21 protein-coding genes, 1 pseudogene and 1 riboswitch are annotated in these 24,705 nt (G+C 67.4%); of the genes and pseudogenes, 17 read left to right on the top strand and 5 right to left on the bottom strand.

Annotation, left to right across the window (positions count from 1 at the left end; translation table 11 throughout):
- Positions 1-369: 369 nt before the first annotated feature.
- From AB0H61_RS05555 to metE, 3 genes and pseudogenes are all read right to left on the bottom strand, one after another.
- The gene (locus tag AB0H61_RS05555; protein ID WP_357299531.1) at positions 370-900 is read right to left on the bottom strand and encodes a hypothetical protein; all 531 of its coding nucleotides are present in this window, start codon (positions 898-900) and stop codon (positions 370-372) included.
- Entirely contained in the window at positions 897-1,466 is a 570-nt protein-coding gene (locus AB0H61_RS05550) for a TetR/AcrR family transcriptional regulator (RefSeq protein ID WP_357299529.1), read from the bottom strand. The genes AB0H61_RS05555 and AB0H61_RS05550 overlap by 4 nt, the downstream gene beginning before the upstream one ends.
- Positions 1,467-1,559: 93 nt before the next feature.
- A pseudogene (gene metE, locus AB0H61_RS05545) lies at positions 1,560-3,781 on the bottom strand (5-methyltetrahydropteroyltriglutamate--homocysteine S-methyltransferase).
- 231 nt (positions 3,782-4,012) lie between these two features.
- Positions 4,013-4,234, bottom strand: a riboswitch (cobalamin riboswitch).
- 274 nt (positions 4,235-4,508) lie between these two features.
- On the opposite strand from metE, the gene AB0H61_RS05540 reads away from it, so the two are divergent.
- The 5 genes from AB0H61_RS05540 to coaD all read left to right on the top strand — a co-directional run bounded on the left by AB0H61_RS05540 (position 4,509) and on the right by coaD (position 10,271).
- On the top strand, positions 4,509-7,913 hold the full coding sequence (locus AB0H61_RS05540; RefSeq protein ID WP_357299526.1) for a pyruvate carboxylase: 3,405 nt from the start codon (positions 4,509-4,511) through the stop codon (positions 7,911-7,913).
- Positions 7,910-8,473: a 16S rRNA (guanine(966)-N(2))-methyltransferase RsmD gene (gene rsmD / locus AB0H61_RS05535; RefSeq protein WP_357299524.1), complete on the top strand. Its 564-nt coding sequence runs from the start codon at positions 7,910-7,912 to the stop codon at positions 8,471-8,473. Before AB0H61_RS05540 ends, rsmD begins: the two co-directional genes overlap by 4 nt.
- Positions 8,474-8,512: 39 nt before the next feature.
- The gene (locus tag AB0H61_RS05530; RefSeq protein WP_357299523.1) at positions 8,513-9,214 is read left to right on the top strand and encodes a WYL domain-containing protein; all 702 of its coding nucleotides are present in this window, start codon (positions 8,513-8,515) and stop codon (positions 9,212-9,214) included.
- A 78-nt stretch (positions 9,215-9,292) separates the two neighbouring features.
- Positions 9,293-9,667 carry a VOC family protein gene (locus tag AB0H61_RS05525; RefSeq protein ID WP_357299521.1) on the top strand — a complete coding sequence of 125 codons (375 nt, stop codon included), beginning with the start codon at positions 9,293-9,295 and terminating at the stop codon, positions 9,665-9,667.
- A 118-nt stretch (positions 9,668-9,785) separates the two neighbouring features.
- On the top strand, positions 9,786-10,271 hold the full coding sequence (coaD, locus tag AB0H61_RS05520; RefSeq protein ID WP_357299520.1) for a pantetheine-phosphate adenylyltransferase: 486 nt from the start codon (positions 9,786-9,788) through the stop codon (positions 10,269-10,271).
- Positions 10,272-10,419: 148 nt separating this feature from the next.
- Here the strand turns inward: coaD and AB0H61_RS05515 are convergent, their stop codons facing one another.
- On the bottom strand, positions 10,420-10,935 hold the full coding sequence (locus tag AB0H61_RS05515; RefSeq protein WP_357299518.1) for a GtrA family protein: 516 nt from the start codon (positions 10,933-10,935) through the stop codon (positions 10,420-10,422).
- Positions 10,936-11,332: 397 nt separating this feature from the next.
- Between AB0H61_RS05515 and AB0H61_RS05510 the strand changes: the two genes are divergently transcribed.
- The 12 genes from AB0H61_RS05510 (at position 11,333) to AB0H61_RS05455 (ending at position 23,336) form a co-directional block, all read left to right on the top strand.
- Positions 11,333-12,079, top strand: a complete 747-nt coding sequence (locus tag AB0H61_RS05510) for a DivIVA domain-containing protein (protein ID WP_357299923.1) — start codon at positions 11,333-11,335, stop codon at positions 12,077-12,079.
- Positions 12,080-12,167: 88 nt separating this feature from the next.
- Positions 12,168-12,800, top strand: coding sequence for a DUF177 domain-containing protein (locus AB0H61_RS05505; RefSeq protein ID WP_357299921.1), 633 nt, complete (start codon positions 12,168-12,170; stop codon positions 12,798-12,800).
- Positions 12,801-12,868: 68 nt separating this feature from the next.
- Entirely contained in the window at positions 12,869-13,051 is a 183-nt protein-coding gene (gene rpmF / locus AB0H61_RS05500) for a 50S ribosomal protein L32 (RefSeq protein WP_014987105.1), read from the top strand.
- A gap of 22 nt (positions 13,052-13,073) precedes the next feature.
- A complete protein-coding gene (gene rnc, locus AB0H61_RS05495; RefSeq protein ID WP_357299516.1) occupies positions 13,074-13,796 on the top strand; it encodes a ribonuclease III in 723 nt (240 codons plus the stop codon).
- 1 nt (position 13,797) lies between these two features.
- Positions 13,798-14,658 (top strand): bifunctional DNA-formamidopyrimidine glycosylase/DNA-(apurinic or apyrimidinic site) lyase, encoded by an 861-nt coding sequence (mutM, locus tag AB0H61_RS05490; protein ID WP_357299513.1) that lies wholly within the window; start codon positions 13,798-13,800, stop codon positions 14,656-14,658.
- Positions 14,659-14,775: 117 nt separating this feature from the next.
- Positions 14,776-15,357 (top strand): dihydrofolate reductase family protein, encoded by a 582-nt coding sequence (locus AB0H61_RS05485; protein WP_357299510.1) that lies wholly within the window; start codon positions 14,776-14,778, stop codon positions 15,355-15,357.
- 5 nt (positions 15,358-15,362) lie between these two features.
- A complete protein-coding gene (locus tag AB0H61_RS05480; RefSeq protein ID WP_357299507.1) occupies positions 15,363-16,427 on the top strand; it encodes a PHP domain-containing protein in 1,065 nt (354 codons plus the stop codon).
- A 167-nt stretch (positions 16,428-16,594) separates the two neighbouring features.
- Positions 16,595-18,100, top strand: coding sequence for a substrate-binding domain-containing protein (locus tag AB0H61_RS05475; protein ID WP_357299505.1), 1,506 nt, complete (start codon positions 16,595-16,597; stop codon positions 18,098-18,100).
- A 75-nt stretch (positions 18,101-18,175) separates the two neighbouring features.
- Positions 18,176-18,607 carry a carboxymuconolactone decarboxylase family protein gene (locus tag AB0H61_RS05470; protein WP_357299918.1) on the top strand — a complete coding sequence of 144 codons (432 nt, stop codon included), beginning with the start codon at positions 18,176-18,178 and terminating at the stop codon, positions 18,605-18,607.
- Between the two features lie 64 nt (positions 18,608-18,671).
- Complete coding sequence (locus AB0H61_RS05465; protein WP_357299503.1) at positions 18,672-19,763, top strand: winged helix DNA-binding domain-containing protein; 1,092 nt, start codon at positions 18,672-18,674, stop codon at positions 19,761-19,763.
- Between the two features lie 265 nt (positions 19,764-20,028).
- Positions 20,029-21,198, top strand: coding sequence for a glycosyltransferase family 4 protein (locus AB0H61_RS05460; RefSeq protein ID WP_357299916.1), 1,170 nt, complete (start codon positions 20,029-20,031; stop codon positions 21,196-21,198).
- Positions 21,195-23,336: a glycogen debranching N-terminal domain-containing protein gene (locus tag AB0H61_RS05455; protein WP_357299500.1), complete on the top strand. Its 2,142-nt coding sequence runs from the start codon at positions 21,195-21,197 to the stop codon at positions 23,334-23,336. The genes AB0H61_RS05460 and AB0H61_RS05455 overlap by 4 nt, the downstream gene beginning before the upstream one ends.
- A 465-nt stretch (positions 23,337-23,801) precedes the next feature.
- Here the strand turns inward: AB0H61_RS05455 and AB0H61_RS05450 are convergent, their stop codons facing one another.
- Positions 23,802-24,704 (bottom strand): potassium-transporting ATPase subunit C, encoded by a 903-nt coding sequence (locus AB0H61_RS05450; RefSeq protein WP_357299498.1) that lies wholly within the window; start codon positions 24,702-24,704, stop codon positions 23,802-23,804.
- Position 24,705: the final 1 nt, after the last annotated feature.

The following is a 24,705-nucleotide window of genomic DNA, read 5'->3' as shown; positions in this document are numbered from 1 at the left end:
TTCCGACCGTGTTGTGCGGCCGGAATTCGGTCCGATGTTCGGAGCCGGACTTCGATACCCGCCGCGTGCGTCGGCCGGACGGGCCGGTGACGACGCGGGCCGCGAAATTTCCGGCGATTGCGGGAACCGAAGCGGGGGGCCGTGCGTCGAAGATTGCAAGCCGGGAGAGATGGTCGACGTGTGAAAAGGGGTGGCACATGGATCGTTGTTCGGGAAGTCACGGGTTCAGGCGGCGTGGGATCGGTGCCAAGGTGCGGATGCGGCCGGTGCTGCGGGCGGGGGAGGCGTGCGAGACGTATACGTCGCGGCGCAGGCCACGTCCCGGTCCGAAACCTGAGACCGATGACGGGCGGTGACGAGGCCGCGCGACTAACCGGTGGCCTCCTCCGGGAGTAGGTGCGCGAGGAGGAGTTTGATCAGCAGCACCGGCGCGAACCAGGCGACCGCGTGCGGCACCGTAAGCACGCTGGTGACCACCATCAGCCCGAAGGCGGTGGCGCCGAAGGCGATCGGGCGACGCAATGGCCGTGGCGCGGTGGTCACGACCACGGCGCCGGTCAGCGCCACCGCGTATATGGTTGCGGCGGTGAGCCAGCCGAAACCGGGCACGACCGATGCCAGGATGAACGGTTGCACGTGGATCGCGACGAAACCCAGGTGGTGCACGGAGGTGCGGCCGGGACGATGAAACCAGCGTTTGGCGGCGCCGGTCGCATTGACCACGGCGCCGCCGAACATGTCGAAGGCGACCAGTGCGATGACGGCGACGCACAGCATCGACAGGTTCGCGTGCACCGCGAGAGCGAAAGCCAGTGCGGCACCGGCACATGCGACCGACAGGCTGGCCGTGACCTCACCGCGGGTGGCATTCGGCGCAATCAGTCGATCGGTCAGCGTCATCGCCGGATCCCCTCGACGCAGATCTGTAGCACGGGCTCGACCAGGTCGAGTAGTGACAACTCCGGATCGACCAGACCCTGCACCAGGCAGCCCTCGATCGTCCCCACGAGGACTGCCGCGTGCCGCTCATCGATGCCGTCCCGCAGTTCTCCGTCCTCCGCCGCCTCGCGCAGCAATTCCGCAATGGACCCGCGGTATTCGCGATACATCGCGGCCATATCGATGGGTGGATTCGACGCCCACACGTCCAACAGAACCCGCGCGTGGTCGGGGTATTCGGCCAGCATCTCGAGGGTGCCGCGCACCAAACGACGCAGCCGTTCCAGTGCGGTGCCCTCGCCCAGTTCGGCGGGCACCCGCGCCGCGCGTGCGGCATAGCTGTCGAATACCCCGGTGAGCAGCGAGTCACGACTGTCGAAGTACAGGTACACGCTGCCCTTGGCGATCCCCGCCTCGGCGGCCACATCTTCGATGCGCGACGCGGCGAACCCCTTGCGCGCGAACACTCGTGCCGCCGCATCCAGGATCTCCTCCCGACGCGCGGCCCTGTCGACGATCTTCGGCATGCGCTTTATTATGAATGACTGGTCAGTCATAAACAACCCCTTGCCGAGCCCGAACCGGTTCCGCGCGGATCGCCTGCGCGGAACCGGTGTCGATCAGCGGACGGCTCGGGTGGCCGCGACCATATTGCGCAGCGACGCCTCCACCTCGACCGGTCCGCGGGTCTTCAGTCCGCAGTCCGGATTGACCCAGAGCCGTTCGGCCGGAACGGCTTTCAGCGCGGCCCGCAGCGAGGCGGTGATCTCCTCGACGCTCGGCACCCGCGGCGAATGGATGTCGTACACCCCCGGTCCCACACTCAGGTCGAAGCCCGCGGCATTGAGGTCGTCGAGCACCTCCATCCGCGAGCGGGCCGCCTCGATCGAGGTGACATCGGCGTCCAGGCCCGCGATCGCGTCGATGACCTCACCGAACTCCGAATAGCAGAGGTGGGTGTGGATCTGGGTCGCGTCGGCGACACCCGAGGTGGCCAACCGGAAAGCCCGCACCGACCAGTCCAGGTACGCGGGCTGTTCGGCGGCGCGCAGCGGCAGCAATTCGCGCAGCGCGGGTTCGTCGACCTGGATGATCCGGATGCCCGCGGACTGCAGGTCCACCGTCTCGTCCCGGATCGCCAGCGCCACCTGCTCGACCGAATCGGCCAGCGGCTGATCGTCGCGCACGAACGACCAGGCGAGGATGGTGACCGGCCCGGTGAGCATGCCCTTGACCGGTTTGTCGGTCAGCGACTGGGCGTAGGTGATCCAGTCGACGGTCATCGGATTGTGCCGGGTCACATCGCCGTACAGGATCGGCGGCCGCACGCAACGGGTGCCGTAGGACTGTACCCAACCCTGTTCGGTGGCGGCGAAGCCGCCGAGCTGTTCGGCGAAGTACTGCACCATGTCGTTGCGTTCCGATTCTCCGTGCACCAGCACGTCCAGCCCCAACCGCTCTTGCAGCGCAACGACATCCGCGATCTCGGCGCGCATCCGGCGCAGGTACTCGGCCTGATCGATCTCGCCCTTGCGCAGCGCCGCGCGGGCCAGCGGGATCGCCGAGGTCTGCGGATATGAGCCGATCGTGGTGGTGGGCAGTGCGGGCAGGTGCAGGCGTTCGGCCTGCACGGCGCGCCGCTCCTCGGCGGGCGCCCGCCGGGTGGCGCCCGGGCCGAGCGCGGCGAGCCGGGCCCGCACCCGCGGGTCGGACAGCCGGGGATCGGTGCGTCGCGCGGCCAAAGCCGCACGGACCGCATCCAATTCGTCGCTGATCGCCGCCGGTCCCGAGCCCAGGGCCGTTGCAAGCAGTCGCACCTCGGTGACTTTTTCGGAGCCGAAGGCGAGCCAGGACCGCAGCTCGTCGTCCAGCTGGGTTTCGACGGCCAGCGAGTACGGCACGTGCAGCAGTGAGCACGAGCTCGAAACCGCGACCGACGCCGCGGAGCCGAGCAGGGTGCCCAGTGTGGCCAGCGCCCGATCCAGATCGGTGCGCCACACATTTCGCCCGTCGACGACACCCGCGACGAGCAGCTTATTCGCCAGTGCGGGCACCGCGACCACGTCGGACAGGTCGCTCTCATAACCGATATCGAGTGCGACGCCCTCGATATCGGTGCTCGCCAGCGCGGACAGCGCCGCGCACGGCCTGCCGAAATACGTGGCCACCAGCAGCGCTGAGCGCTCGGTCGCCGCCGAGAGCTCAGCATAGGCGCCGCGCACCAGCTCGATCTCGGCCTCGGTGAGGTCGGTGACCAGCACCGGCTCATCGATCTGCACCCACTCGGCGCCCGCCGCGGCCAGCAGTCGCAGCAGTTCGCGGTACAGCGGAATCAGCTCACCCAGTCGATCCAGGGCCGGGCCGCCGGTCGCCTTGGCCAGCTTCAGGAAGGTGACCGGGCCGATCACCACCGGCCGGGCGGGTACGCCGAGCGCGAGCGCCTCGGCCAGTTCCTCCAGCAGTTTTCCGGATGCAGCGAAAACGTGGTCTCCGGACCGATTTCCGGCACCAGGTAGTGGTAGTTGGTGTCGAACCATTTGGTCATCTCCAGTGGTTCCACCGTGTCCGTGCCGCGGGCCGCGGCGAAATACCGATCCAGTGGATCGGCAATTCCGGCCACTCGGGGCGGCAGCGCGCCGAGCAGCACGGCGGTGTCGAGCACCTGGTCGTAATAGGAGAAGGTACCCACCGGCACCGAATCCAGCCCGGCCGCCTGCAATTCGGCGAATTGGGTGCGGCGCAGGTCGCGGGCGACCCGGTGCAGTTGCTCGGCGTCGATGCGCCCAGCCCAGTAGGACTCGGTGGCGCGCTTCAATTCCCGGCGCGGTCCCACCCGTGGCAGCCCGAGAACCGTTGCGGTGAACTCGGGGGCTGGCGATCGGCGGGGTGAGTGAACCCGGTATGCGAAGAAACAGTCACGATGTTTGCTCCAGTGCTGTGAACGTAAACCATCGCCATACGGGTACGCGGCAACCAGTCGACGACTCGGCGGTCCGCCACGATGGTCGGAGCCCGAGAAGTTCAGCACTGGAGGTCCGCGCGCCCAATCCACGAGGCGGTGGCCGCCGGATACGGCGTATCCGGCACAACCGGCAGGTCTTCGGACTCGCAGGCACGGGCCTTCTGGCCGGCCCCGGCGTCCGGGGCTCCCCTACTGGCCGTCGCTTCCCAGGCTTGCGCCCAGTGCGTATGACGGCGGTCGTTCCTGCATACCGCTGCGGGACAGTCCCGGATTCCCACCGGGTTCCCTCTCACCCGCGCGCCGCATCGGCGGACGGGCTTCGACTCCGGTACGCGACGTCGGGGCTCCAACTCGTCGGCGCACCGGAGAAACCAGCTGCCTCGCCAGTGTATGCGGTGCGCTCGATCGCGTCGCTCATCGGTTGCCCGCGTGGGCGAAGCCGCCCGCCGATGGCAAGGATCCGTTCCGCACAGCGGAACGGAGGCTACGGTGATATGTGACCGCCCGATGAACACAACTTCGCAAGCCTGCTACATCTCGTTGTGAAGATTTCTGCGAAGGGGACTTCCGTGTCAGAGCCGGGTTCGGGGGCGGGTACCTTAGTTCAATGTTCTCGAAAGTCTTGGTTGCAAATCGCGGCGAGATCGCCATCCGTGCCTTCCGCGCGGCCTACGAACTGGGCATCGGGACGGTCGCCGTCTTTCCGCACGAGGATCGCAACTCGGTCCACCGGTTGAAGGCCGCCGAGTCCTACCAGATCGGTGAGCAGGGACACCCGGTGCGGGCGTACCTGTCCATCGACGCGATCATCGATGCCGCCAAGACCGCGGGTGCCGATGCCATCTACCCCGGGTACGGCTTCCTGTCCGAGAATCCCGATCTGGCGGCGGCCTGCGCCCGCGAGGGCATCACCTTCATCGGACCCTCGGCCGAGGTGCTGGAGCTGGCGGGTAACAAGGCCCGCGCCATCGAGGCCGCCAAGGCCGCCGGGCTGCCGGTGCTGCGGTCCAGCGCGCCGTCCGCGGATGTGGACGAATTGCTCGCCGCCGCCCAGGAGCTCGATTACCCGATCTTCGTCAAGGCGGTCGCGGGCGGCGGCGGGCGTGGCATGCGCCGGGTCGCCGCCGCCGAGCAGTTGCGCGAATCGATCGAGGCCGCGTCCCGCGAAGCGGAATCGGCATTCGGCGATCCGACGGTGTTCCTCGAGCAGGCCGTGGTGAATCCGCGCCACATCGAGGTGCAGATCCTGGCCGACCAGCACGGCAATGTCATGCACCTGTTCGAGCGCGACTGTTCGGTGCAGCGCCGCCACCAGAAGGTGATCGAACTCGCACCCGCGCCGAACCTGGATCCCGCACTGCGCGAACGGATCTGCAACGACGCGGTGGCCTTCGCCCGCCAGATCGGCTACAGCTGCGCCGGCACCGTGGAGTTCCTGCTCGATGAGCGCGGCAATCACGTCTTCATCGAGATGAACCCGCGCATCCAGGTCGAGCACACGGTGACCGAGGAGGTCACCGATGTGGATCTGGTGCAGTCGCAGCTGCGGATCGCGGCGGGGGAGACCCTGGAGCAGCTCGGCCTGAGCCAGGACAAGATCACCGTCCGCGGCGCCGCGCTGCAGTGCCGGATCACCACCGAGGATCCGGCCAACGGTTTCCGCCCGGACACCGGACGCATTACCGCCTACCGCACCCCGGGCGGCGCGGGTATCCGGCTCGACGGCGGAGCCAACCTCGGCGCGGAGATCGGCGCCTACTTCGACTCCATGCTGGTGAAGCTGACCTGCCGTGGCCGCGATCTGCCCGCCGCGGTGGCGCGCGCCGGTCGTGCCCTCGCGGAGTTCCGCATCCGCGGTGTGTCGACGAATATTCCGTTCCTGCAGGCCGTGCTGGACGATCCGGATTTCAAGGCGGGGCGGGTCACCACCTCGTTCATCGATGAGCGCCCGCAGCTGCTGACCCTGCGCGGTTCGGCCGACCGCGGCACCCGGATCCTCAACTACCTGGCCGACGTCACCGTCAACAAGCCGCATGGTGAGCGTCCGACCACGGTGTATCCGCACGACAAACTGCCCGCCATCGACCTGAGCGTGCCGCCGCCGTCCGGCTCCCGGCAGCGCCTGCTGCGGCTGGGCCCGGAGGGTTTCGCGCAGGCGCTGCGCGACCAGAAGGCGGTCGGTGTCACCGACACCACCTTCCGCGACGCGCACCAGTCGTTGCTCGCGACCCGGGTGCGTACCAACGGCCTGCTCGGCGTCGCCGGGCATGTGGCGCGGCTGACCCCCGAACTGCTCTCGATCGAGGCATGGGGCGGCGCGACCTACGATGTGGCGCTGCGCTTCCTGTACGAGGACCCGTGGGAGCGACTGGCCGCGCTGCGCGAGGCGGTGCCGAATATCTGCCTGCAGATGCTGCTGCGCGGCCGCAATACCGTCGGGTACACGCCCTACCCGGAGCAGGTGACGCGCGCCTTCGTCTCCGAGGCCGCCGCCACCGGTATCGACATCTTCCGCATCTTCGACGCGCTCAACAATGTCGACCAGATGCGTCCCGCCATCGACGCGGTACGGGAAACCGGCACCACCATCGCGGAAGTCGCGATGAGCTACACCGGCGACCTGTCGGATCCGAACGAAACCCTGTACACCCTCGACTATTACCTCAAGCTGGCCGAGCAGATCGTGGACGCGGGCGCGCATGTGCTGGCCATCAAGGATATGGCGGGTCTGCTGCGCGCGCCCGCCGCGGCGACGCTGGTCACCGCGCTGCGCCGCAACTTCGACCTGCCGGTACATGTGCACACCCACGACACCCCGGGCGGTCAGCTGGCCACCTACCTGGCCGCCTGGCAGGCGGGTGCGGACGCGGTCGACGGCGCCAGCGCCGCGATGGCCGGAACCACTTCTCAGCCCGCCCTGTCGGCGATCGTCGCGGCCGCGGCCAATAGCGAGTTCGATACCGGCCTGAATCTGCAGAACGTCTGCGATCTGGAGCCGTACTGGGAGGCGCTGCGAAAGGTGTACGCGCCCTTCGAATCCGGTCTGCCCGCGCCGACCGGCCGGGTCTACACCCACGAGATCCCGGGCGGTCAGCTGTCGAACCTTCGCCAGCAGGCCATCGCCCTCGGCCTCGGCGATCGCTTCGAGGAGGTCGAGGCGAAGTACGCGGCGGCCGACCGGCTGCTCGGCCGCCTGGTCAAGGTGACCCCGTCCTCCAAGGTGGTCGGCGACCTGGCCTTGGCGCTGGTCGGCACCGGTGTCGACATCGAGGACTTCGCCGCCGACCCCGGCCGCTACGACATCCCCGATTCGGTGATCGGCTTCCTGCGCGGCGAACTCGGCACCCCGGCCGGCGGCTGGCCCGAACCCTTCCGCACCCGCGCTCTGGCCGGCCGCGGCCCCGCCAAGCCCGAGACGGCGCTCACCGCCGACGACGAGGCCGGGCTGGCCGGTGATTCGAGCCGGCGGCGCGCGACGCTGAACCGGCTGCTGTTCCCCGGCCCGACCTCCGAATTCCTGGCGCACCGGGAGAAGTACGGCAATACCTCGGGGCTGTCGGCCAATCAGTTCTTCTACGGGCTGCGCCGTGGCGAGGAACACCGGGTCCAGTTGGAGAAAGGCGTCACCCTGCTCATCGGCCTGGAGGCCATCTCCGAGCCCGACGAGCGCGGTATGCGCACCGTGATGTGCATCCTGAACGGGCAACTGCGCCCGATCGCGGTGCGGGACCGCTCGATCTCCAGCGAGGTCCCGGTCGCCGAGAAGGCCGACAAGACCAACTCGGGCCATCTCGCCGCCCCGTTCGCGGGCGTGGTGACGCTGTCGGTCTCCGAAGGCGATACGGTCGCCGTGGGCGACACCATCGGCACCATCGAGGCGATGAAGATGGAGGCGGCGATCACAGCGCCGCGCGCGGGCATCGTGGCCCGGATCGCCATCGGCAAGGTGCAGCAGGTCGAGGGCGGTGACCTGCTGGTCGAGCTGGCCGGGCGCGAGTCCGCCGCGGAATGACGCGGATCGTCGCGGGAACGGCGGGCGGGCGACGTTTGCGGGTGCCGCCCGCGGGCACCCGGCCCACCTCGGATCGGGTGCGCGAGGCGCTGTTCAGCGCGCTCGACGCCCGGATGGATTTCGACGGCGCCCGGGTGCTCGACCTGTACGCGGGCTCGGGCGCACTCGGCCTGGAGGCGTTGTCGCGCGGCGCCGCCCGTGCCCTGCTGATCGAGTCCGACCGCAAGGCGGCGGCCATCGTGCGCGGCAATATCGCCGATCTGGGTCTGCCGGGCGCGGAATTACGCGTCGGAGCGGTCTCGGCGGTATTGGAGCAGGCCGGGGCCGGGGAGTTCGACCTGGTCTTCTCCGATCCGCCCTATGACGTCGAGACCGGCGCGGTCACCGCCGATCTGCGTGCCCTCGCCGAACGCGGCTGGCTGACGCCCGACGCGGTGGTCGTGGTCGAGCGCTCCATCCGCTCGCCCGAAATCGACTGGCCCGCAGGCTATATCCCCGCCAAGGCGCGCAAGTACGGCGAGACCAGGATCGAGCTCGCGGAGTTCGCTCCGGACAGCTGACCCGGCACAGCTGTCGGTGGTCGGCGCTACCGTGAGGGCGTGAACCGCACGGACCGGTTGTACGCCATCGTCGAAGAACTACGGGCGATCGCGCCACGGCTACGCACCGCACGCGAGCTGGCCGAACGATACGAGGTCAGCGTGCGGACCATCGAACGCGATATCGGCGCGCTCCAGCAGGCGGGCATCCCGATCTACGCCGATGTCGGCAGGCGGGGTGGTTACGCGCTGGAGAAGAGCATGTCGCTGCCACCGCTCAACTTCACCCCGGCGGAGGCCGTCGCGCTCGCCGTCGCGCTGCAACAGAGCACGGGCAGGCCGTTCGAGCGGGCCGGGCACAGCGCGTTGCGCAAGATCGTGGCGGCGATGTCGGAGCGCAATGTCGCGGCCGCACGCGATCTGGCGACCCGGGTGCGGTTGCTCGATTCGTCGGATACGCCACGCGCCCAACGGATTCCCTCGGTGATCGAGCAGGCGATCGAATTGCGGCGCGTGCTGCGGATCGAGTATCTGGACCGATTCGGCGCACCCAGCGCACGAGAGGTCGAGCCGATCTCATTTCTGCACGGCGCCAACGGGTGGTACCTGGTCGCCTGGTGCCAGCTGCGCGACAGTTCCCGATGCTTCCGGCTCGACCGCATCCGGTCGGTGACGATGACCGAGCATCCGGTGTCGGGACGCTCATGGGAGGGCAGCGTGTCCGACCCACCGGCTCTCGCACTCAGGAGTGTCGCGTTGTAAAACACCGACAGGGGGTTGTCGCGGCGTCGGGCGATCGTGATCGGGCAAGACGTGATCCCCGATATTTGGAGAAGACAGATGAGTACACCCCTGGAGAACACCGTGACCTGGTTCCAGGTCGGTAGTGACAAGCCGGAGGAGGTCGAGAAGTTCTACGGTGGCCTGTTCGGCTGGAACTTCACCCCCGACCCGAACAGCGACGGCTACGACCTGATCACCTACCCGGGCAGCGACACCCCGAGCGGCGGCATCGCACACGCCCCCGATGCCGCCGCCAATCACGCGACCTTCCTGGTCTTGGTCGCGGATGTGGCGGCCACCATCGCGGCCGCCGAGAGTCTGGGCGGCAAGGTGCTCGTGCCGCCGACCACGAGTAAGGACGGGCTGGTCTTCGCCCACATCCTCGACACCTCGGGGAACAACTTCGGTGTTTTCACCCCCGCGCCGCGCTAGCCGGTAGCCGAGGTGACGGCGGCCCCGGCTCTCGAGGCCGGGGCCGCCGTGTCCCGAGCCGAGGATCCCGGGCCGGATGCGTCACCCCGCGAAGCCTTCCGGCTGATACCGTCAGCCCATGGCTGGAGCACTGTGCCCCGGGTCGTTCGATCCGGTGACCAATGGACATCTCGACGTATTCACCAGGGTGGCGGCGCAATTCGACGAGGTCGTGGTGACCGTCATGATCAACCCGAAGAAGCAGGGCATGTTCACCGTCGAGGAGCGGATGGAGATGCTGCGCGAGGCGACCGCGCATCTGCCCAATATCCGAGTGGAATCCTGGCAGGGTCTGCTGGTCGACTTCGCCAAGCAGCAGGGTATCGGCGCCATCGTCAAGGGCCTGCGCGATGCGGGTGACTTCGGCTACGAACTGCAGATGGCGCAGATGAACAAGAAGCTCTCCGGCGTCGACACCTTCTTCATCGCCACCAATCCGTCTTTCAGCTTCCTGTCGAGTTCGCTGGTCAAGGAGGTCGCCTCCTATGGCGGCGATGTCACCGACATGCTCCCGCCGTTGGTGCACAAGCGCCTGCTGGCCCGCTTGGCCGAGCTGCGGGGCTGAACGCTGAGGAATTCTTGCGTAACAACCGATTTCACAAGAACATGGGTAACTCGCCGGGTACGGGCTAACGCGACCACTTACCGGCCGTCGGCCGCCAACGCTGGCTGGCGTACTACCTGAATCTGGCCTGAAGACGCGGAGAGGCGGCTCAGAAGACCAGACCGCGCAGTGCCAGGAAGCGCATGCCGCCGACCGCGGCGGTAATAGCGAGGACGGCCGTGGCCTGCATGGTGCCGCCGAGTCCTGGCGCCCAGATTTCCAGTGCGGCCAGGCCCGCGGTGGTGATGCCGAGGCCGACCAGCGCCAAGCCGCCGCCCTCCCACTGTGCGGTGAACCAGCCGACCCGGCCCGCCGCGTGGAAGGTGAGCTGGCGGTGCAGCTCGTTGGCGATGACGGTGCTGACGATCGAGCCCGCGACATTGGCGATCAGCGGGCCGATGCCGTGCATGGCAAAGAACAGCAGGACGTAGGCGATATTGCTGGATCCGCCGACCAGGGCGAACCGGACCAGTTGCGCGAAGGCGTGATCGCCGCGCAGGTACCCCATCAGCTGACCGAACCGCTCGCCGACCGGCGCGGAGCGCAGCACCGGGTACGGGCCGGCCCACGGCGTGTACATGCTGGCGGGCAACACGGTCGTCCGCGGCACTTCCAGAACGGTCATGGTCTTTCCGATCCAACGTGAGCCTTCGGTATGGACAACAGCGATGGACATCGCTTTCCTTCCCGTCGACTGATCAGTTCCTCATGTATTGCGTGTTCAGTATGTACTGAACAGTTGGAACAAGTCAATCGGTATTGGAAAGGGTGATCCGACCGACGGCCTCCTCTCGGCTTCACAGTCCCGGGCGGGGCCTGTAATCCGCTTATGAAGATCTTGTTCCGACCCTCATCAAAAAATGTAGCACGAAGCGGAGGGGGGTTCTCCACTTGATTTCTGTGGTCTGCGAGACACTGGCCACGACACACCGGAAGGTGACTCGGCGTCAGCCGTGATGAGGGGCACACTGGGCTCGGCGGAAAGTTTCGCCGTAGGTCTGCAGGAGAGCGGGGTAGTCAGCATGTATCGCGTATTCGAAGCGCTCGACGAGTTGGTGGCCATCGTCGAGGAGGCGCGTGGCATCCCGCCGACCCGCAGCTGCATCGTGCCGCGCGGTGACGTGCTGGAACTGCTCGACGATGTGCGCGATGCGCTACCCGGCGAACTCGACGACGCCCAGGACGTCCTCGATCACCGCGATAAAATCGTCACCGATGCCCGCAATGCGGCCGAGATCGCGGTGACCGGCGCCAATGAACAGGCCGCCGAAACCATCGGATCGGCGCGCGAGGACGCCGACCGCATCCTCGCCGACGCCAAGGCGCACGCGGACCGGATGGTGGCGGAGGCCAGCGCGCACGCCGATCACCTGGTGAATACCGCGCAGGCCGAGGCGGATCGGGTCGTCGCCGACGGCAAGGCCGAGTACGAGGCGATCGTCGGCCGGGCCCGCGCCGAATCCGAGCGCGTGATCGAGGCGGGCAAGGCCTCCTACGCCGCCTCCGTCGCCGAAGGGCAGGCCGAGCAGGCCCGTCTGGTGGCGCAGACCGAGGTGGTGCGTGCCGCGCACGTCGAATCCGCCCGTCTCATCGACGGCGCGCAGGCCGAGGCGGACCGGTTGCGCGACGAGTGCGATCACTATGTCGACTCGACGCTCGCCGACTTCGAGGAGACGCTGAACACCACGCTGCGCACCGTCGGACGGGGCAGGCACCAGTTGCGTTCCGGTGCGGGCGCCCCCGATTACGCGAGTGAGTACCGCCGGTAGTCACCGCGCCCGGGTTTTGGTTCGCCCGGTGGACCTCGCGTATTGTTGAGTGGTTGCCCATTCCCCTTCGATCGTGAGTGAGTTCGTGATGTCCGCCGGTTCCGGTTCTACGTCGCGTTCGCGTGCGGCCTCGCACCGCCAGCCGGACGCGGCCTTCGTGCTGGACGTCCGCAGCCTCGGTCGCCGTCCCGGCACCATGAAGGAGTTGCGGCGCACGGTGATCGCGGCCGATCGAATCGGCCTGGAGATGATCGCCGTTCCGGTCGGCTCGGAGGTCGAACTCGATCTGCGCCTGCAGGCGGTATCCGAGGGTGTGCTGGTCACCGGCACGGTCTCCGCGCCGACAGCCGGGGAGTGCTCGCGTTGCCTGGAGGCATTCACCGGTGAGGCGGAATTGAATCTCACCGAACTATTCGCCTACCCCGACAGTGCCACCGAGCAGACCACCGAGGACGACGAGATCTACCGCATGGTCGACGACACGATCGACCTGGAACCGGTGATCATCGATCAGCTCGGCCTCGAGCTCCCGCTGCAGCCGCTGTGTACGCCGGACTGCGCCGGCCTGTGCCCGGAATGCGGTGTACGGATGGCGATTGCGGGTTCTGATCATGGGCATGAGATACTTGACCCTCGCTGGGCCGGGCTGGCGAAGTTCGCCACCGAGTCGCCCGGCAGCGGCAGCCCCGATTCGGGCGCGGCCGAGCACCCAGACCACTGAGAGCAAGAGCAGTCAGCCGCCATGGCAAACGATGTCATGGCAAGCAATAGGACAGAGGAGAAGTAGTCGTGGCCGTTCCCAAGCGCCGGATGTCCCGTTCCAACACCAGGTCGCGGCGCAGCCAGTGGAAGGCCACCGCGCCGACCCTGATCACCTGCCCGAACCGCGCCTGCGGCGAGAAGACCCTGCCGCACATCGCCTGCCCGTCCTGCGGCACCTACAAGGGCCGTCAGGTTACCGCCGCTGTCTGACAGTTCGATCTGTCGTATCGACGTGACCGTCAGCAAGGACGAAACCGGCCCGTCCGGTGAACACGCGAGTCTGCTAGAGGCGCTCGGCGTCGAGGTGGGGCCGGAGTTGCTGCGGCTCGCGCTGACACACCGGTCCTACGCCTACGAAAACGGCGGGCTGCCGACGAACGAGCGCCTGGAATTCCTGGGTGACTCGGTACTCGGCCTGAGCATCACCGAGCGGCTGTACCACGAGCACCCGGATAAGTCCGAGGGCGAACTGGCGAAGCTGCGCGCGAGCGTGGTGAATATGCATGCGCTCGCCGAGGTGGCGCGCGGGCTCGGTGAAGGCGGACTCGGCGTGCATCTGCTGCTCGGCAAGGGCGAAGAGCTCACCGGCGGCCGGGACAAGCCGAGCATCCTCGCCGACGGCATGGAATCGCTACTCGGCGCGGTGCACTTGGAGCACGGCATCGACGTGGCGCGCGAGGTCGTGCTGCGTCTGTTCGCCGAACTGCTCGAGCGTGGACCCCGGATGGGCGCCGGTCTCGACTGGAAGACCAGCCTGCAGGAGCTCACCGCCGAGCGTGGTATCGGCGTGCCCAGTTACGAGATCACCTCGACGGGCCCCGACCACGACAAGGAATTCACCGCCACCACGGTGATCGGCGGCCGGTCCTACGGGCAGGGCGTCGGCCGATCCAAGAAGGAAGCCGAGCAGAAGGCTGCGGGCGCCGCCTATCAGGCGTTGACCGCCGAATCCTGATATGCCCGAACTCCCCGAGGTCGAGGTGGTCCGGCGCGGGCTGGCCGAGCATGTGGTCGGCCGCACCGTGGAATCGGTGACGGTGACGCACCCCCGGTCGGTGCGTCGTCATCTCGAAGGCTCCGCGGATCTCGCCGCCCGGTTGACCGGGCGGCGAGTCGAATCCGCCGAGCGGCGCGGCAAATATCTGTGGTTCACCTTCGACGAGCCCGATATCGCGCTCGTCGTTCATCTCGGTATGAGCGGTCAGATGCTCGTACAACCCGCCGACGCTCCCGTGGAGAAGCACGCCCACATCCGTGCCACCCTGCACGACGGAGCCGAACTGCGTTTCGTCGACCAGCGCACCTTCGGCGGCTGGGCACTCGCCCCATTGGTCGAGGTGGACGGTTCGCTACTGCCCGAATCCGTCGCCCATATCGCCCGTGATCCGCTGGACCCGCACTTCGAACTCGACGCCGCGGTCGCCGCGCTGCGCGCCAAACAGTCCGAGATCAAGCGTGTGCTGCTGGATCAGTCGGTCATCTCCGGGGTCGGAAATATCTACGCGGACGAATCGCTGTGGCGGGCCCGGCTCCACGGCAACCGTCTCGCATCCGGTCTGACCCGGCCCGCGCTGCGTACCCTGCTCACCGAAGTCGGTGCGGTCATGGGTGACGCGCTCGCGGCGGGTGGTACCTCGTTCGACGCGCTCTACGTGAATGTCAACGGTCAATCCGGCTATTTCGAGCGGTCGCTGGCGGTGTACGGCCGCGAGGACGAGCCATGTCGCCGCTGCGGCGCGCCGATCGTGCGCGAGCGCTTCATGAACCGTTCGTCCTACTCTTGTCCACGCTGCCAGCGGAAGCCTCACCACCGCTGAGCCGAGCGAGCTAACGTTTCCCTAGGCGGTCGGGAGACCACTGCGGCCGTGGAGGAAGGACATATGCGCAAGCTCGCACGATATGGATCATCAGAACCCTTCGGAGGGCGGTGACCGATGCGAAAGCTGACCTATTACGTCGCGTCGACGATCGACGGATTCATTGCCACCGAGGAGGGGTCGGTGGACTTCTTCCCGGTCGGTGGCGATCACGGTCCGGCGATCACGGCGCAATACCCCGAGACCCTGCCCACCAAGGTGCGGGAGGCCCGGGGGATCACCAAGCGCAACGCCAACTTCGACACGGTGCTGATGGGACGTAAGACGCATGATTTCGGGGTGCGTACCGGAACCTCCAGCCCCTACGCGCATCTGCGGCAGTTCGTGGTCTCCACCACGCTGCCGGAGAGCCCGGATCCGGCGGTCGAGTTGATCTCCGAGGATCCGCTGGCGAAGGTGCGTGAGCTCAAGCGGGACAGGGGGCTCGGGATCTGGCTGTGCGGCGGCGGGGAGCTGGCGCAGGTGCTGCTGCCGGAGATCGACCAGATCTTCCTCAAGCTGTATCCGATCGTGCTCGGCCGCGGCAGGTCGCTGTTCGGAACGGGGCCGAGGTTGCCCGAGGCGGCCCGGTTCCGGGTGATCACCAGCCGGGTGTTCGAGGACGGCGTGGCCTTCGTGAAGTACAGCAGGATTCGATAGTCACTGTGCCGGAACAGGATCCGACAGCGGCGCCGAGTCCGGCCGCGGTGCCGGGCCCGGTCGGGGCGCTGCGTGAGATCGGATTCTGGCTGGAACGTGCACGAGCGCAATCCCATCGGGTCAAGGCCTACCGACGCGCCGCCGATATCGTGGCGGCGTTGCCGGAGGACGAGCGCGCCGCGCACCGGGCGGCGCGCAGCTGGCGTGAGATCGGGGGGATCGGGCCGAAGACCGCGGCCGTGATCGAGCAGGCGTATTCCGGCGTGGTGCCGGAGTATCTGACCGAGCTGCGGGCGGCCGCGGAACCCATCGGAGCCGTGGGTAAACCGTTGCGCGCCAGGCTGCGTGGTGATCTGCACACCCATTCGAACTGGTCCGATGGCGGCAGTCCGATCGAGGAGATGATGGGGGTCGCGGCAGCGCTCGGACACGAATACTGTGCGCTGACCGATCATTCGCCGCGGTTGACGGTGGCCAACGGCCTGTCCGCGGACCGGCTGCGACGCCAGTTGGATGTGGTCGCCGAGCTCAACGAGCGGATGGCGCCATTGCGGATCCTCACCGGTATCGAGGTGGACATTCTCGACGACGGCACCCTCGATCAGCAGTCGGATCTGCTCGCCGAGCTGGATATCGTGGTGGCGAGCGTACATTCGCATCTGCGGGCCGACAGCGATGTGATGACCAAGCGCATGGTGTACGCGGTGGCGAATCCGAATGTGGATGTACTCGGGCATTGCACCGGCCGACTGGTGGAGGGGCAGCGCGGCACCAGACCGGAGTCGAGCTTCGACGCCGAGGTGGTCTTCGAGGCGTGCAAGCGGTACGGCACCGCCGTCGAGATCAACAGCCGCCCGGAACGCCGTGACCCGCCCGCGCGGCTGCTGCGCCTGGCGGTGGAGATGGGCTGCTTGTTCGCCGTCGACACCGATGCGCACGCGCCCGGCCAATTGGACTGGCAGGGTTACGGATGCGAGCGTGCGGTGATGAACGGCGTTGTGGCGGAACGGGTTATCAATACCTGGCCGGTCGAGCAGCTGCTGGCATGGACGCGATCGACGGATCGGTGAACCGGCGGGGGATCGCGCTGTGGCACTGGTCGGTTGACTTTTCGTGAACTGTTGCCGAACACTGGCGCCGGGTCCGGGCATGATCGCGATCGCGTCCGAAAATGATGGGCACACAGCGGTGGCCGAAGGTCGCGCCGTGGCCGCCGAGTAGGGGAGGGGAATAGCGGATGGGTGGGTTTCCGGTCGATACCGTGCTGGCACTCATCGGTATCGCGGTGCCGATCGCCGCGTTCTTCTGGGAGTTCGTCTTCGTCGGACGCCGTCGCCTCGGCTACCGGGTGCAGATGGATACTCCGGTCACCGGTGAGGTCGAGGCGGTGTTCCCCGGCGTGCTGACGCGGCTGCGTGAGGACCGGGGCACCGAACTACGTGATCTGTCCATCGTTCTGGTGCGCATCGAGAACAGCGGCACCTCCACCATCGAATCGGCCGACTATCTGGCCCCGGTCCCTCGGGTCGGCTTGCACCTGCGCTTCCCGCAGCGTCGGGTGGTCGGATTGGCGGTGACCGAGCTCAGCGATCAGGATCTGGCCGACAGCCTGGGCCCGAATTCGGGCATCGGCGTCCGTGAGGACACCGGTGGGCATATCGGCGTCATCGATCTGCCCAAGGTGCCGCTGAACCGCGGGGATCACTACAAGATCCTCGCCATCCTCCAGCGCTCCGAGGGCAACGGCGAGTACCCGGCGCCCGTGCTGCTCGGCGGGATCAAACGCGGGCGGGTCACCGAAACCGAGAGCCGCACGGGGGTGTCACGAATAATGCTGGCGCTCATCACCTTCCTGGTGCTGGTGATCGTGGTGCAGTTCGTCGTCGCGGCGGTCGAGCCGCCGCCGAACCCGTTGGATTGCGCCACCGGGAAACTCATGGTGGTCGGATCGTCCGCCTTCGAACCGGTCATCCGCGATGCCGCATCCCGGTATGAGAAGCGTTGCGCCGGAGCCGAGTTCGCCTTCGACTTCGCCGGGACCGAACGGGGTCTGGATCGGGTGGCGGAGGCGGGCGCCGATCCCGAGCTGCTGACGATCAGCGACGGAGCCAAGGGCAGAGGGTATCCGGCGCTGTTACCGCGTCCGCTGGCGCTATCACTCTTCACGGTGATCGTGCACCCGGATCTGGGTATCACCGACCTCACCGCGGCGCAGATCGCCGACCTGTTCACGGGCCGGATCACCAATTGGAGCCAGGTCGGTGGACCGGATCGCGCGGTGGTGCTGGTGAACCGCACGCCGGGCTCCGGGACCAGGAATATCTTCGAGCGCAGACTGCTCGGCGGTGCGCAACCCGAACGCCCGCATCAGAGTTGCACGGCGATCAAGGACACCGCGGGCACCTACTGCGACGTGCCGGTGACCAGGGATATGCACAAGGCGGTCGCCGAGATCCCGGGCGCCATCGGCTACAGCGAATTCTCCGAGGCGCGCGAGGCGCGTATGCGGATCGTCACCATCGACCGGATCGCCGCGGGCCGGCAGCAGGGGATCGACCGCTCGTATCCGTTCTGGGGGGTCGAATACGCATACAGCAATGGCGATTTGCCCGCGGACTCGCTGGCCGCCGGGTTCCTGCACTACCTGACCGGAAGTATCGGTGCGGAGGTATTGCGGGCGCATGGGAACGAGCCGTGCGGCAGCGACCTGATCGAGCCGCGACGGTGCTATCCGGAATCGTGATGTCACATTCGGCGCCGCCGAATCGTCCTGTGTGGTGTATCGACCACCCGATGAAAGGACGAAACCGTGGCGCGAATGAATCTCTCCGAGATCGCCCCCGAGGTTTATCACGCGTGGTACGCGGCGGAGGTGGCGATCCGGCGCGGCCCGCTGGACGCGACGGTCAGGGAACTGGTCAAGATCCGCGTATCCCAGATCAACGGCTGCCTCTACTGCGTCGATCTGCACACCACCGATGCCCGCCTGGCCGGTGAGACCGAACAGCGCATCTACCACCTCAGCGCCTGGCGCGAATCGGTGAAGTTCACCGAGCCCGAGCGCGCCGCCCTCGCCTACGCCGAGGCCGTGACCACCCTCGGCGACCACGGCGTCGGCGACGAGATCTGGGCCGAGGTGGAAAAGCACTTCGACGAGGGCGCGCGGGGCGGGCTGGTCGCGGTCACCGCGATGATCAACCTGTGGAATCGCATCGGGGTACCGCTGCGAATGCAACCCGCCGCGGTGTGAGGACGGCCGCGCCGCCCGGCCGCGCCACAGCGGATCTGTCGGTGGCATCGGCGAGGATTGCACCATGACGGAGCTATCGTTGCGTGAGCTGAACCGAACACTGCTGGTCCGCCAGATGCTGGTGGAGCGGGTGGCGTTGAGTCCGTTCGAATTGGTGCGGCATCTGGTGGCGGTACAGGGTCAGGAGCCGAACTGGCCCTACGTCGGATTGTGGGCCCGGCTCACCGACTTCGCGCACGACGATCTGGCGGTGCTGTTGCGCGATCGGAAAGTGGTGCGTTCCACCATGATTCGCCGAACGGTGCACCTCGCCGACGCTTCCGATTTCCGTTGGCTGCGGCCCACCGTGCGGCCGATCGTCCATGCCGCGCTCCAGGCGCCCTACTATCGCGAGGAGATCGCGGGCCTGGATTTGGACGAGCTCGCGGCGGCAGGGCGCGAGGTGCTCGCGGGGAAGACATTGAGTCGCAGTGACTTCGGGAAACTACTGGGTGAGCGCTTCCCGAATCGCCTGCCGCGCAGGCTCGCCGAATCGGTGGAGCTGATGGTGCCGATGGTGCACGGTTCGGAGACCGGCGAATGGGGTCGCTGGCGCAACCGCTATGTCACCATCGGCCTCGCCGAGGAGTGGATCGGCGCGCCGATGTCGGACGCCCCGGACCCGGAGCAGCTGATCCTGCGCTATCTGGCGGCCTTCGGCCCCGCCACGGTGGCCGATATGCAGGCATGGGCGGGCGTCACCCGCTTGGCCGAGGTCATCGACGATATGCGCGACCGTCTGCGGGTATTCACCGACGACAAGCACAAGGTGCTTTTCGACCTCCCAGACGCGCCGCTGGCCGACCCGGACCTTCCGGTGCCGGTGCGCTTCCTGCCGGCCTTCGACAACGCCCTGCTCGGCCACAAGGACCGCCGCCGGGTCATCAGCGACGAGGACCGCGGCCGCATCGCCAAGGAAGCCTCAGCCGGTGTGCCGATGTACCTCGTGGACGGTTTCGTTCACGGTCGCTGGGCGCTCGAGAACGAATCGACTATTCGGATCACCCCGTGGCACCCGATGTCGGTCGCGGATGAGGCCGCGGTGCGTGCAGAGGCCGAGCATTTGCCGCTATTTCTCGCTCCGGATGAGGACGGCAAGATCGTGCTCGACGCCTGATAGTTGGTCCGCTGACCAGGTAATTTAAGACCGAGTGACTGGTTTTAGGGACAGGAAACGAGGTACCTTTCTGACGGCCCCCCTGTTCACACTTCGGTGTGACCAGGCCAACCAAGCCCCATGGACGGCGGTGCTGCTTCTCGCTCCACCTCCGCCGCGGCGGCCACCTTGCTAGGCGCCCGGTGCTCCGAGGTGCTGGGTGGATACGAGTGCTGATGGTTGTGCCCTTGGAAGGACGGTCATGAACACTGCCTTAACGGTGCCGATGACGGCGCCCGAAAGCTCTTCGGATCTCTTGTCTCTCGGTCACAGCGGCGAACGATTCCGCATTGCCATGGTTGTCCCGCCCTACTTCGACGTTCCGCCCAAAGCGTACGGAGGCGTCGAGGCGGTGGTCGCCGATCTCGTTGACGCACTGGTGGATCGCGGTCACGACGTGACCCTGCTCGGCGCGGGTGAGCCCGGAACCAAGGCCAAGTTCGTACCGGTCTGGGATCGCGCGATGCCGGAACGCCTCGGCGACCCGTTCCCCGAGGTCGTGAACGCGCTGCGGGTGCGCCGCGCGATCGAGCGGCTCGCCGCCACCAGCGGGGTGGACCTGGTCCACGACCACACCTTCGCCGGACCGCTCAACGCACCGGCGTACCGGGGTCTCGGACTGCCGACTGTGGTCACCGTGCACGGGCCGGTCGAGGACGATTGTTACCACTACTACCGGGAACTGTCCTCGGACGTCGCACTGGTCGCGATCAGCGACCGCCAGCGCCAGCTGGCGCCGGATCTGCAGTGGGCCGGACGGGTTCACAACGCCCTGCATGTGGACCAGTGGCCCTTCCGCGCCGACAATGACGGCTACGCGCTGTTCCTCGGCCGCTTCAACGAATGCAAGGCGCCGCATCTGGCCCTCGAGGCGGCCCACGCGGCGGGAATTCCCTTGGTGCTGGCCGGCAAATGCAGCGAAGCCCCGGAAAAGGCCTACTTCGAGCGCGAGGTCGTTCCGCGGTTGACCGATAGCGACCATGTCTTCGGGCTCGCCGATGCCACGGCCAAGCGCAAGTTGCTGACGGGTGCGAGCTGCCTGCTGTTCCCGGTGCGCTGGGAGGAGCCCTTCGGCATGGTCATGATCGAGTCCATGGTGTGTGGCACCCCGGTGATCGCACTGCGCGGTGGCGCCGTGCCCGAGGTGATCGTGGACGGGGTGACCGGGCGCATCTGCGAGGATCCCGACGAACTGCCCGGCGCGATTGCCCAAGCGGGAGAACTGGATCCGGCGGCGTGCCGCGCGCATGTCGTGGCCAACTTCGGCTCCGACACACTCGGTCGCGGCTACGAAGAGGTATACCGCAAGCTGCTGCGGGAGCGGCGCAAGCAGCGGGTTGCCCGACTACTGGAGGTCACTGCCCCCGTCCCGGTGGGTGCGAGCGGGTTCGCGTGACACCCGAGGGCAGCCCAACGCCGTTCAACTCGGGCGAGCCGACGGGGCTCGGCGGGTGCGGCGGGACGGTAACCCTGGTCGAGGGCGGCACTTTCTGCCTGTCCAACCGGCTCGGTGATGTCGAGCCGGGCCGCCCGCACGGCCTGTTCTTCCGTGACGCGCGGGTGCTGTCGCGCTGGGAGCTCTTGGTGGACGGTAAGCCCGCCGAATCGCTCTCGGTGCTCAGCCCCGAGGCGTTCGCGGCCCGGTTCGTGCTGCGAAGGCCCCCGCAGGCGGGGCTGGCCGACAGCACGCTGCTCGTGGTGCGCGAACGCCTCGTCGCGGACGGGATGCACGAGATCCTGACCCTGGAGAACATGGGTAGTGAGCCGACGGCGGTCAGTTTGGAGCTGCACGTCGACGCGGATTTCGTTGATCTGTTCTCGGTCAAGGAGGGTCGGGCCGGGCATGGACGCGCCGAGGTGATGGTGACCGAGGGCGAGCTGGTGTTGCACGATCGCTCCGATCGGGTGCGCGGGCTGTCGGTCTCGGCCACCATCGAACCTGCGGTGCTCCCGAATACGCTGGTGTGGCGGGTCGTGGTGCCGGTGGGCGGTGTCTGGCAAACCGACATCACCGTGCAGCCGACTCTCGGCAATCAGCGGATCCAACCGGCGCTGGCCCCGGGTGAGCATTTCGGGGTCAGCGCGCCGGGTCGCAAGATCGAGGAGTGGCGCGATAGCGCGACGAATGTGGACGCTTCCGATCCACTGCTCGCCACGGTATTGCGGCGCACCGAAAGTGATTTGGGCGCCTTGCAGATTCGCGACGATACCGGCAGCGGCAGGCCCTTCGTCGCCGCGGGCGCGCCCTGGTTCATGACCCTGTTCGGCCGCGACAGCCTGCTCACCGCGTGGATGGCGCTGCCGCTCGCGGTCGATCTGGCCGTCGGCACCTTGCAGCAACTCGCCGAATTCCAGGGCCAGGTCGTCGACCCGCTCACCGAAGAGGAGCCGGGGCGGATCATGCACGAGATGCGCCGCGGTCCGGCCAGCGGACAGGTGCTCGGCGGTCAGCGGTACTACGGGACCGCCGACGCCACACCGCTTTTCGTCATGCTGCTGGCCGAAAGCAGGCGCTGGGGCGCGGATCCGGTGCTGATCGCGGAGTTGCTGCCTGCCGCCGACGCGGCGCTGCGCTGGATAACCGAGTATGGGGACCGCGACGGTGACGGATTCGTCGAATACCGCCGGGCCACCGACCGCGGCCTGATCAATCAGGGCTGGAAGGACAGTTTCGACGGTATCAACGACGCGACGGGACATCTCCCGGAAGCGCCGCTCGCGCTCTGTGAGGTCCAGGGTTACGTCTACGCGGCCATGCTGGCGCGGGCCGAACTCGCCGAGGAGTTCGGGGAGACCCGCATCGCGGGACGGTGGCGCGAACGCGCCGCCGAGCTGCGCGGCAAATTCGCCGAGCAGTTCTGGTTACCCGACAAGGGTTGGTACGCCGTCGCATTGGACGCCGGGAAGCGTCGCGTCGACGCGCTCACCTCCAATGGGGCGCACTGCCTGTGGTCGGGGATCGCCACGGACGAACATGCCGCCGAGCTGATTCGGCATCTGTCCGATCCGAAGATGGACAGCGGATTCGGGTTGCGCACCCTGGCCTCGTCCATGGGCGCCTACAACCCGATGAGCTACCACTGCGGATCGGTCTGGCCGCACGATACCGCGATCGCGGTAGCCGGGCTGCTGCGCTACCAGCATCTGCCGGGAGCACTCGCGCTGGCGCACCGGCTGACGGACGGATTGCTCGACGCGGCAGCGAATTTCGGTGGCAGACTGCCCGAGTTGTACTGCGGATTCCCGCGCTCGGATTTCGGCACACCGGTGCCGTATCCGACGTCCTGCTCACCGCAGGCGTGGGCGAGCGCCGCGCCGCTACTGCTGCTGCGATCCTTTCTCGGATTGGAACCGGACGCTCCCGGCCGTGTCCTCAACGTGCAGCCGAATCTGCCGCCGAGGTGGGGCCGGGTCAGCCTGGAGAATCTGCGCCTCGGTAGGGAGACCATTTGCCTACAGGCCGAGGGGGATCAGGTGCTCGACGTTCGGCTGCCCGACGGCTGGCAGCTGCGCGGCCCGGAAAAGCGAGCATGATCGGGATGAATTGCCACTGACCGGGTACCCCACGGATGTAAAGACATTGGGCATGCCTCTCGGAGCGCTATACGCAGACTGGAGGTGCACGATGCAGACATCGTCGGATACCCGGGATCTGTGGAGCTCGACATATCGGGACTGTACGGCGGAACCCGATACCGACCTCGATATGGATCGAGCCCAATTCATCCGCAGCGTCCACGCCGGACACGGACCCGACTGCCGCCAGTATCTCGCGGCCGCTGCCTACTGTTTCGGCCACGCGAGCGAGGACGACCCGGCTACGGCCGGTCGAGCCGGGTAGCCGCGGCGCCGGACTCACTGAAGGCCTTCCACGGCGACTGGCATCCTCTGGGCGTCAGCAGATTTGCATCCGGTGTCGAGGGCTGGTCGACTCGCCGGGATACGACGGCGCGGCCGGTGACACCGTGGTCACCGGCCGCGCCGTCTCATTAGGGTGTTTCAGCCTCGGAACGGGTACCGGCTGTCGAGGTCGAGGTTCAGTTCGACCACATTGACGGCGGGCTCGCCGAGGATCCCGAGCGCCCTGCCCGTGGTGTGCGCGTCGACCAGTTCACGCACCTGGTCCGCGGAAATGCCGCGGGCCTTGGCGATGCGCGCTACCTGGATCTCGGCGTAGGCGGGTGAGATGTTCGGGTCCAGCCCGCTACCGCTGGCGGTGACCGCGTCGACGGGCACGGCCGGGTCGGCGGGGGCATCGCCGCGGATCGGGACGATCCGGCCCTCCGCGTAGCCACCGAGCTGTTCGGCGCATTTGACTTCGACGCCCTGGTAGCGGTCCAGGAACGGCTTCGGGTGCTCCGAGCACAGCTCGTTGACGCTGAATACCGCCGTCGGATGCGCGACCTCACCGTTGGTTTCGCGCGGGCCGATCACCGAGAGCACCGCACCGATACCGTCCGCGGTGCAGAACGGGCGGGCACCGTCGACCCCCTCACGGTCGGCGATGTCCTTGCTTCTGGTGCAGACCTGGGTGAGCAGGCTCGGCACGACCTCGTCCTTGCCGTCCTCGTCCTGGGTCATCGTGTCGATGATGCTTTCCGGGCCCAGGTTGGAGGCGGCGGTGGACAGCGGGTCGTATCCATCGCCCGCCGCCGACGGCCTGCTCTGGAAATACTGCACCAGGACATTTCCGTCGGCGTCGGTGAACGACTGCCCGATCAGGCTGCTGCCCACCGTCTTTCCGTCGACGGTGATCAGCGATCCGTCGGCCTTGTCCTTCAGTCCGGGAAGCTGGCCGACCGCGAAAACCGCCACCGGATAGACGATTCCGGTGATGACGGTCAGCACGAGCAGGGCGCGCAGCGCCGCCAGATGCTGCCGGATCCACGTTGACATACGCATA

The sequence above is a fragment of the Nocardia sp. NPDC050710 genome (genome assembly GCF_040654375.1).
In the GTDB taxonomy this organism is placed as follows: domain Bacteria; phylum Actinomycetota; class Actinomycetes; order Mycobacteriales; family Mycobacteriaceae; genus Nocardia.
This window is presented reverse-complemented; position numbering and strand designations above follow the sequence as displayed.